Annotated in this window: 8 protein-coding genes and 1 pseudogene; 4 read left to right on the top strand and 5 right to left on the bottom strand. The window is 69.1% G+C overall.

All coding sequences use genetic code 11. The features are described 5' to 3' along the window. A partial coding sequence (locus tag ACLFRB_RS10895) for a hypothetical protein (RefSeq protein WP_411069039.1) occupies positions 1-681 on the top strand: 681 nt, incomplete at its 5' end. On the opposite strand, the gene ACLFRB_RS10890 is transcribed toward ACLFRB_RS10895, so the two are convergent. Together ACLFRB_RS10890 and glk are read right to left on the bottom strand one after the other, a co-directional pair. Beyond that, the gene (locus ACLFRB_RS10890; RefSeq protein ID WP_411069038.1) at positions 678-2,198 is read right to left on the bottom strand and encodes an ATP-binding protein; all 1,521 of its coding nucleotides are present in this window, start codon (positions 2,196-2,198) and stop codon (positions 678-680) included. The genes ACLFRB_RS10895 and ACLFRB_RS10890 overlap by 4 nt on opposite strands. Positions 2,199-2,305: 107 nt before the next feature. Further along, complete coding sequence (glk, locus tag ACLFRB_RS10885; RefSeq protein WP_411069037.1) at positions 2,306-3,286, bottom strand: glucokinase; 981 nt, start codon at positions 3,284-3,286, stop codon at positions 2,306-2,308. Positions 3,287-3,480: 194 nt separating this feature from the next. Between glk and ACLFRB_RS10880 the strand changes: the two genes are divergently transcribed. The 3 genes from ACLFRB_RS10880 (at position 3,481) to ACLFRB_RS10870 (ending at position 6,099) form a co-directional block, all read left to right on the top strand. After that, a complete protein-coding gene (locus tag ACLFRB_RS10880; protein WP_411069036.1) occupies positions 3,481-4,404 on the top strand; it encodes a carbohydrate kinase family protein in 924 nt (307 codons plus the stop codon). A 220-nt stretch (positions 4,405-4,624) separates the two neighbouring features. Next, positions 4,625-5,632: a sulfite exporter TauE/SafE family protein gene (locus ACLFRB_RS10875; RefSeq protein WP_411069035.1), complete on the top strand. Its 1,008-nt coding sequence runs from the start codon at positions 4,625-4,627 to the stop codon at positions 5,630-5,632. Between the two features lie 14 nt (positions 5,633-5,646). Beyond that, positions 5,647-6,099 (top strand): hypothetical protein, encoded by a 453-nt coding sequence (locus tag ACLFRB_RS10870; RefSeq protein WP_411069034.1) that lies wholly within the window; start codon positions 5,647-5,649, stop codon positions 6,097-6,099. 204 nt (positions 6,100-6,303) lie between these two features. Here ACLFRB_RS10870 and ACLFRB_RS10865 read toward each other — a convergent pair whose 3' ends face one another. From ACLFRB_RS10865 to ACLFRB_RS10855, 3 genes and pseudogenes are all read right to left on the bottom strand, one after another. Further along, a complete protein-coding gene (locus ACLFRB_RS10865; protein WP_411069033.1) occupies positions 6,304-6,693 on the bottom strand; it encodes an HIT family protein in 390 nt (129 codons plus the stop codon). A gap of 190 nt (positions 6,694-6,883) precedes the next feature. Continuing rightward, positions 6,884-8,209: a glucose-6-phosphate isomerase gene (locus ACLFRB_RS10860; protein ID WP_411069032.1), complete on the bottom strand. Its 1,326-nt coding sequence runs from the start codon at positions 8,207-8,209 to the stop codon at positions 6,884-6,886. A gap of 978 nt (positions 8,210-9,187) precedes the next feature. Then, positions 9,188-9,481: pseudogene (locus ACLFRB_RS10855) on the bottom strand (cytochrome C peroxidase); the annotation flags it as partial.

The raw sequence follows: 9,481 nt of genomic DNA, 5'->3' as shown, positions 1-9,481 counted from the left end.
CAGTCCTCCGGGGAGGACGGCGAGTCGGGCACCGATTCCCCGGACGGGATCTGGGCGGGCACGCTCACCCTGGAGGGGACCTCCGCCGGATCGGAGGCCACGGCGGTGCTGTGGAACGGGGAGCTGCTGGTGGTGAGCGCGGAGGCGGATGCGGCCTACGCCAGCTCGGTGGCCCGCACGGGGGACGACGAGGAGGACCCCGTGGAGGCGGAGGGGGAGGTCCGCGCCTACAACGCGGACGGCGAGCCGCTGGATTCGGGGACGGTTTCCGCTTCCGTGGTCCCGGAGGAGGAGCTCACGGCCTCGGTCTCGGGAACGTCGCGGAACGGCGATCTGGCCCTGGAGTCCGCGGAGGCCTTCGAGAACGACACCACCCTGGAGGACCTGGCCGACACCTGGTCGGTGGAGCGCGACGGACGGACGCTCACCCTGAGCGTCACCAGGCTCGGCTCCGTGGACGGGAGCCGGTCCGACGGCTGCAATTATGGGGGCGACCTGGAGGCGGTCTCCGGGGCCCCCAACCTCTTCCGCCTGACCCTTGCCGTGGACCTTTGCGACGCGGAGGACGGGGAGTACACGGGCTTCGCCTACCTGGATTCCGCCACCACGCCGGACACCCTGCGCCTGCTCGCGGAGCGGGACGAGGACCGCTTCCTGGGGCGGGCCCTGTCCCGGAACTAGCCCTCGGCGGGCAGGCGGACGCGGAAGGTGGCGCCGGGGCCGTCGGGGTTGTCGAAGGCCTCCAGACGGCCCTTGTGGCCTTCCAGGATGGTGTAGGCCACCCACAGGCCCAGGCCGATGCCGCCTTTCTTGGTGGTGAAGAAGGGCCGCACGAGCACATCGGTACCCATCTCCGGAGGCAGGCCCGGCCCGGCGTCCACCACATCCACCAGGGCCTCGCCGTCCCGCCGCCGGGTGTGGATTTGCACGGAGCCGGGGTCCTCCGGGCGCTGTTCGCGGTTGGCCTCCCGGGCGTTGTGGATGAGGTTGTGCAGGACCTCCTGGAGCTGCAAGTGGTCGCCCACCACCGTCACCGGCCCCTCGGCGAGCTGGAGTCGGACGGGAACGCGGCCCGTGGCGGTGCTTTCCTGGAGGAAGGGGGGCAGGCGCCGCACCAGGTCGTTCAGGTCCAGGGAGTGGAAGTCCGGCCCCTCCCCCTTCAGGAACTTGCGCACCTGCACCAGGGTGTCGCTGGCCTTTTGGGTTTCCCGCTGGATGTTGTCCAGCAGGGCCTGAAGGCGCGGAGATTCGGGGCACTCCCGGGGCACCAGACGCTGGCCGGCTACCGCGTAGTTACCCAGCGCCGCCAGGGGCTGGTTGAGCTGGTGGGCGAGCAAGGAGGTGAGCCCTTCCAGGGAGATGAGCCGGCTGATGCTGCGCAGCTGCTCGGCGTAGCGGTGCTTTTTCTCCTCGGCGAGGTTCTGCACGGACTGGTCGATGCCCACCAGGGAGTAGCGCCGCACGCCGCCGGCATGGTCGTGGTGCGCCACCACCGTAACCAGGAAAGGGACCTCCCGGCCGGTCTGGTCCAGCAGGGCGCTCTCCCCCACCCAGTAGCCCTCGTTGGCCGCCGTGGGGAAGGCCTCCTCGCGCATGATGTGGAAGGCCCAGTCGGGGTGGCAGCCCCGCACGGTGAGGTCCGCGGCCCGGTCGGCCCCCAGCAGCTCCTTGGCGTAGGCGTTGTGGTAGAGGAAGTTCAGGTTGCCGTCGCACATGCCGATGAGGCCGGGGAAGGACTCCAGGACGTGCATGAGCTGCTCGGTAAGCTCCTCGCTGCGCTTGAGGCATGTGAGGTCGGAGACGAAGACGAGGGAAAGGGCCGGTCCCTCCGGCCCGGCGGACCAGGTGCTGGCGTTGGCCAGCACGGGCACGCGGGTGCCGTCCCGGGCCACCAGGCGCGCCTCGTACTGGCGGCTTTCCTGCTCCCTCCGGTGGGCCGCCTCGCGCCAGAAGGTGGCCCGGTCCTCGGGGGCCAGCCAGGCGTCGGGCCGCTGGCCGATGAGCTCCGCCCGGGCGCGCCCCAGCATCCGGCAGAAGGCGTCGTTAACCTCCACGGTGTACAGGGTTCGGAAGTCGAGAGCCAGGAACCCCTCGGTGGAATGGTGGAAGAGGTGGTGAAGGAGCCCTCCTTCCCCGAGCAGCTGCTCGAAGGTCTCCCGGCCTTCGGGGCCGGGCGCCCCGTTCCGGTTTTCCTCCATGGACTTCCCCCCCGCCTCGGTGATGGCTGGCTCCTTACCGGCGTATCAGAACGCCGCGCCGGCGACCATCGGGGGAATCCGCCGGGCGAGGGGCCCGGCGTGGGGGCTCATGCGGAGGCGGCGTGGCGGGCGGCGCCGAGGAGGGCGGCGTGGTCGTTGTGGATCAGGCGCACGGGGATGCGCTCCAGGAGAGGGGCCATGGCGCCCTTGGCGCGGAAGGCCTCCAGGAAGGCGGGCTCGCGCAGGCGGGCGGCGATGCGCGGGGCGATGCCGCCGCCCAGGTAGACACCGCCGGTGGCCATGAGCTTCAGGGCCAGGTTGCCGGCCTCGGCGCCGTAGTGGCGCACGAACCGCTCCATGGCCTCGGCGCACACGGGGTCGGAGCCGTCCTCCGCGGCGGCGGCAATGGCGGCGGCGGGGTCGCCTTCCGCCATGGCCGCCTCCAGCCAGCCGGGCACGGCCCGGCCGCGGTGGGCGGCGAGGAAGGCGTGGATGCGCACCAGCCCCGGGCCGGACACCACGTGCTCCCAGCTCACGTGGCCGTGGCGCTCGGCGAGGTAGCGGTGCAGGGCGCGGTCCAGCTCGTCGGCGGGGGCGAAGTCGGCGTGGCCGCCCTCGGTGGCGAAGGGCCGGTGGCGGGCGCCGTCCCAGAACAGCCCGGCCTCGCCCAGCCCGGTGCCGGCGGCGATGAGGGCGCGGTTGCCGGCGGCGTCCGACTCGCCCGCGGCCAGGGTCTCCACGTCCGCCGGGGCCAGCTCGGCGATGCCGCGGGCGGCGGCCTCCAGGTCGTTGAGCAGCCGCACCCGGGCGGTGCCCAGGACCAGGCCGAGGGAGCCGGCCTCCACCTCCCAGGGCAGGTTGGTGGTGCGCACGCGGTCGCCGAGCACGGGGCCCGGCAGGCCGAAGGCCGCCGCCTCCACCGCGGGGGCGCCGTGGCGGTCCAGGAAGGCGCGCAGGAGGTCCTCCAGCCCGGGGTAGTCGCCGCTGGGCAGCCGCTCCTCCGCGGTTATGCGCAGGGCGCCGGCCCCGGCCTCCACCAGGGCCAGGCGCGCGTTGGTGCCGCCCACGTCTCCCGCCAGGATTCGCATCGGCCTTCCCTTCGGTACGGTTCTTCCTGTGGAATGATAACCGGGGAGGTGCTCATCCCGGGAGGTTCCGGGCGAGGCCACCCCCTTTGCGGGCGCGGGCAGTGGTCCTTCCCCCAGCCGATTCCGGTGGGGGTGGGCGCCCCGCGCTTGACAGGCCCCGTCTTCGCGGGCATTAGAGGATACAAGGAGGTGCCATGCCGGAACTGGTCAGCTGTGGCGAATGCCTGGTGGATATGGTCCCCGACGAACGGGGCTGCTTTTGTCCGCACCCGGGGGGCGCCCCCGCCAACGTGGCGGTGTCCGCCGCGCGCCTCGGGGTTTCCGCGGCCTTCGTGGGCAAGCGGGGACAGGATCCCTTCGGCGAGCTGCTGCAGCAGCACCTGGGGGACGGGGGCGTGGACACGAGCGGCTTCACCAGTACGCGGGAGGCCCTCACGGCCCTGGCCTTCATCCAGTACGGCGAGGGCAAGATCCCGGACTTCCGCTTCTACCGCAATCCCGGGGCGGACGAGCTGCTCCGCCCGCAGGACATCCCCACCGGGCTGCTCGACGCGGCCCGGGTCTTCCATTTCGGCAGCATCTCCCTGTACAGCGAGCCGGCGGCGGGCGCCACCCGCGCGGCGGCGGACAAGGTCCGCGCCCACGGCGGGGTGGTGAGCTACGATCCCAACCTGCGCCCGGCCCTGATGGAGACCCGCCCGGGCGCCCTGGAGGCGGCGCGCTCCGCCATCGAGCGGGCCCACATCCTCAAGGCCAGCGCGGAGGAGCTGCTCCAGCTCACCGGGACGGAGTCCGAGGACCGGGCCCTGGGTCACCTGTTCGACCACGGTGTCCGACTGGTGGCGGTGACGCGCGGCGCCGAAGGCGCCACGGTGGCCACCCCTGCGTCCCGGGTGGACCTGGGGGGCGAATCCGTCGCGGTCGTGGACACCACCGGCGCCGGCGACGCCTTCACCGCAGCCCTGCTCGCGGGGGTGATCGAGCGGCACCTGGGGGCGGACCAGCTGGCCGACCTGCACGAGGACACGGTGCGGGCGCTGGGGGCCTGGGCCAATCGCGTGGCCGCCCAGTCCACCACCCAGACCGGCGCTACCCAGGGCGTCCGGCGGCCCACCTGATTCGTTTTTCCCATATCCAGCCGGGTCCGGCCCGGCATTTCCACCTACCTGCCCCTTTCGTTCTTCCATTTTCCCGCGTATTTTCTCGGGGCGTCCACATAGTTTGCGCGCTTTGCCGGATCCCGGAACTGTTTTCTTTTTGGATATAAAAGATTCTTTTTTGATATAGCCTGGCGAACCGGTTCCCGGCGCCCAGGCCACCGCCACGGGAGGGAACTGCATGCAGAAGCTTGTAAAAAGGGTTCCCGAGCTCTCGCTTCTGATCGGGCTCGGCATCCTGGCCTATTTCCTGATGGGCGCCTTCAACCAGCTCTCCGGTACGGAGGTGCTGGACGCCAACGCGGCCTTCCTGCTGGTGCTGGTCTCTTTCATCCTCAGCACCCTGATCGCGATCGTCGCGGTGATCGGTGGCGTGGGCGGGGGCGTTCTGTTCACGCCCATCATGCTCGCCTTCACCACCATGGATACCCTGATCATCCGTTCCACCGGGCTGGTGGTGGCCATGTTCAGCGGGCTGGTGTCCTCCGGGCCCTTCATGCGCAAGGGCCTGGCGGACGTGAAGATCGTCTTCTACTGCGCCATCCCCATCATCCTCGGCGCCATGCTCGGCTCCTACGCCGCCATCGCCCTGTCCGAGTCCATGGGGGCCACGGGCGACGGCATCGTGCGCCTGCTGCTCGGCCTGATCCTGGTGTTCATCGCCGCCATGTTCGTCGTCGGCGGATCCAATACCGAGTACCCGCAGCCGGGCAAGGTGAGCCGCTTCAGCGAGTGGGTGGGACTCAAGGGCTCCTACTACGAGGAGTCCCTGGGCCGGGTGGTGCACTACCAGTCCACCCGCGCCGGCATCGGCGGCATCCTGTTCCTGCTGGTGGGCTTCACCGGCGGCTTCTTCGGCCTTGGCGGCGGCTGGGCGGTGGTCCCGGTGCTCAACCTGGTGATGACCACGCCCCTGAAGATTTCCGCCGCGGGCAGCGGCGTGCTGCTGGCCATGGGCAACAGCGCCGCCATCTGGCCCTACATCAAAGCCGGCGCGCTGATCGCCGCCCTGGCGGTGCCCTGGATGCTGGGCCAGGTCATCGGCGGAATCATGGGCGCCCACATCCTCGCCCGGGTCAAGGCCAACTTCATCCGCTACATCCTGATCGTGCTTCTGTTCCTCACCAGCCTGAAGCTGATCTCGCGCGGCCTCGAGACCCTGCTGGGCATCGACATCCCGGTTCTCTAGAAGGAGGGGCACCAATGAGCCAGGAAAACCAGAGCAACGAGCAGCGCCCCGCGATTCCCTTGGCCGGGGTGGTGTACGGCGACACCATCTACTGGGGGACGATCCTCTCGGCGCTGATTGCCTTGATCGGGCAGGTGGTCAGCTTTCTCACCCCCGATAGCAAGATCTCCCCCGCCATCATGCTGTCCCGCATCTGGGAGGGGAAGGAAGTGTCCGAGATCTGGGCGGGAACCGGGGTCGACCGGCCTTCCGGGGAGCACTGGTACCTGTCCCACCTGACCACCGGCGAGGGCCTGGCCATGTTCGGCATGGCCTTGGGGGTCTTCGTGGTCATCCCCGCCATCCTGGCCAGCGCCTGGGTGATGTTCACCCGGGAGAAGTGGCCCTTCTACGGGGTGCTGGCCATTATCGCGGCCCTGGTCACCGTGGGCTCGTTCCTGGGCATTATCCCCATGCCCGTGGCCTGAGGCCGGCGGACCCCGCCGGGGATGCGGAAAGGCCCGCCCCTCCGGGGGCGGGCCTTTTTTTGCTGTGCCATCGAGCAAATAAGGTGCTGTGGGAGCGGTCCGTGACCGCGACCAAATTTTGGCCATATCCAGCCGTGGGCTCGCTGCAGGTCGCGGTCACGGACCGCTCCCACAATAGCCTCTTGGGCAGGAGGCCGGTCAGGCCTACAGCTCGGCGCGGATGCGGGCCGCCATCTCCGCCAGCTCGTCGCCGGTGGCCTCCTTGGCCTTGCCGAAGTCCAGGTCGCTGATGCGGTCCATGGGCACCAGGTGGACGTGGCAGTGCGGCACCTCCAGCCCGGCCACCATGATTCCCACGCGGTTGCAGCCCGTGGCCCGCTGGATGGGGCCGGCCAGCTGCTTGGCGAAGGGCAGCAGGCCGCCGAGGGTCTCGTCGTCCAGGTCGAAGATGTAGTCCGTCTCCTGCTTGGTCACCACCAGGGTGTGGCCCGGCCGGATGGGACGGACGTCCAGGAAGGACAGGAAGCGATCGTCCTCCGCGAGCTTCTCCGCGGGGACCTCGCCGTTGATGATCTTGGTGAAGATGGTTGCCATGCTGCCTCCTGGGCGGTTGGATGCGTGCCATGGGACGCGTCGTCGGCCGTAGGAGCCCGCTTTAGCGGGCGATCTACCGACAGGACGCGGCATCCTAACGGTGTCGCGCACTAAAGTGCGCTCCTACGAAGGGCCTCGCGCCCCACGGGGCATTTTCCCACAGGAACGGGGCGACGGCGCGACCCTCCCCTTACAGGGACAGCTGTCCCTCCATGCGGGCCAGGTACTCGCGGGTGAGGACCTTGCCCTCCTCCACCGCCGGCTGGTCGAAGGGGTCCACCCCCAGCAGCTCGGCCACCACCACCGTCTCCACCTCCAGCAGCATGATCAGCTCGCCCAGGGTGTAGGCGTCCAGGGCGGGCATCCGGATGGTGCGGTTGGGACGGCCGTTGCGGGTGAGGGTCTCCCGGGTGGCCATGAACTCCGCCGCGAGCAGCTCGCCCACGGAGTGGCCCGCCAGGGGGGAGACGGCGGGGATGTCCTTGAAGCGGGCCGGGATGCGGTCGCCGTAGTAGATCATCTCGTCGGCGATGAACAGGGTGAACTGCTTGTCCGCGGGGCCCTGCAGGTAGAGCTGGAGCTGGGAGTGCTGGTCGGTGGCGCCGATGGCCCGCGACGGCGTCAGGCCGCGGTTCTCTCCTTCGGCGTCCAGCTTGCCCAGGCTCTCCGCCCACAGCTGCCGGAACCAGGAGCCCACCTTGTTGAGGCGCTCGAAGTAGGGCATGAGCACGGTGAGGCTTTTGCCCTGCTCGGCGAGGAGGTACTGGGTGGCGCCGCCCCAGAAGGCGGGGTTCTCGCGGATGTCGGCGCTCAGGCAGCGCCCGGCCATGCTCGCTGCGCCGTCGATGATGCCTTCCACGTCCACGCCGGCCACGTACCCGGGCAGCAGCCCCACCGGGGAGAGCACCGAGTAGCGCCCGCCCACCGGGGGATGGGGCACCATGGGTGCCTGCAGGGTGCGCCCCACCTCGGCGAGCCCGCCGCCCTCGTCCTCGGTGATGATGAGCAGGTGGTCCTTCACGGCGCGGGCGCCGATGGCTCGCTCCATGTGGGGCAGGAGGGTGAGGAGCTGGGCCAGGGTCTCCGCCGTGTTCCCGGACTTGGAGATGGCGAGCACCATGGTCTCGCTCCACTCCATCCCTTCCAGGGTCTCCTCGATGCGCACGGGGTCCACGTTGTCGATGAACAGGACGTCGCTGAACTCCTCGGAGCCTCCCAGGCAGTGCACCAGCATCTCGCCGCCGAGGCTGGAGCCGCCCATGCCCAGCACCAGCAGCTGCTCGAAGCCGGCGGTGATCTCCTGGCCCCATTCGTAGACGGTCTCCAGGTGCTCCGGCTCGAAGGGCAGGTGGAAGAAGCTGGGCTCCTTGCCGGCGCGCCATTCCTGCAGGCGCTCCCGGAGGCCCTCCAGGCGGGGGCTCAGGGCCTCCACCTCCGAGGCTTCCACCCCGTTGTCCCCGACGGCGTCGGCGAAGAAGTTGGTCATGTCGATCATGAGGCGATTGGCTGCGGTCACCCTCTCCTACCCCCTTGCTCGGGCTGCGGTGGACTGTGACACGGAGAGAGGCCGCGATTGCGGCCCGTAGGGATCAATGTATCCTACGGGACTGGCGGGAAGCCACCGCGGCGGGCGCGCGGCGGCGGCTTTTGGACACAAAAAAGCCCTCCCGAAGGAGGGCTGTCCCCCACACCCCGGATCACGGGGATTCCCATGGAACCAGGTGCATTCTTAGGGGCCCTGGGGGTGGGCCCGCCGGCTGTGCTCCCCCCACATTTCCCGGCCCAGCTTGAAGTCGGTTTCTATGCCCCGAGGGAGGGGGCAGGCTACATGAGCTTGGGCAGACCCCAGGCCATGGCCACGAAGATCAAGAGGAAAAGCAGTCGCCCCGTCATGGCAGGCCTCCTTAAAGCGTTTGAGCTTCGGTCCCGATAACCGCCTGCGGAGCGGTTCACCCCCTATTTAGCAACCCCCGTGCCAAAACGAAAAAAACTTTAAGTTCAAACTATTAAATAAATAGCCTCTGACTCTCCCCCTCAGACCCCTCCGAGAAGGGCCTGCCCCTGTCTCCAAATGGCGACGACCCCTCCACACAATCTCTTTTACCTATTTGTTTTTAAACATTTTTTCCTTTGTCGTTGGGCAACGACATCCGGGGGGCCCGTTGTCCCTTCGGGCCAACAGCACGGCCCAACTGGATCCGCCAGCGATCCGCTCTCCGGGTTCCGCACCCCGCCTTCCGGCCCGTATTCCCCGAAGTCAGAGGCGACGCGCTGCTCCATAGCCCGAAGCCCGGCACCAACACCCCCTTCCGCGACGGCTGCCCTCCAGCGCCGCCAACCCCCACACCTACCCAAGCTCCACGATGGAACCGATCGGGGAGGAATGTAGCGGCCGATAGCCCCCTCCCCCGTAAGTCGAGCCATTTTGCGGCAGGCTGCCACAAAAAAAACGCCCGCCGGGAAGGCGGGCGCTTTCGGGCTCAAGAGTGCGGGCTCAGTGGGAGCTGTCGTCTTCCTCCTGCTCGTCGGATGCGCTGGCCGGGACGATGGTCTCGCCCGACTTGGAGGGCAGGCGGGGCATGGTCATCTCGGGGAATTCACCGTTAAGGCCCTCGAGGAAGGCCACGATGTCGGCCACCTGCTGGTCGGACAGGTCCCGATTGAGCTGGGTCTTGCCCATCACGCGGACCGCCTCTTCCAGGCTGCGCACTTCACCGTTGTGGAAGTAGGGCGAGGTCAGGGCCACGTTGCGCAGGGTGGGCACCTTGTACATGTGGGCGTCGGCCTC

Origin of the sequence: Thiohalorhabdus sp., assembly GCF_046545655.1 — a bacterium.
Taxonomy (GTDB): domain Bacteria; phylum Pseudomonadota; class Gammaproteobacteria; order Thiohalorhabdales; family Thiohalorhabdaceae; genus Thiohalorhabdus.
Note: the sequence above shows the minus strand (reverse complement) of the source record. Positions and strands in the feature narration are given on the sequence as shown.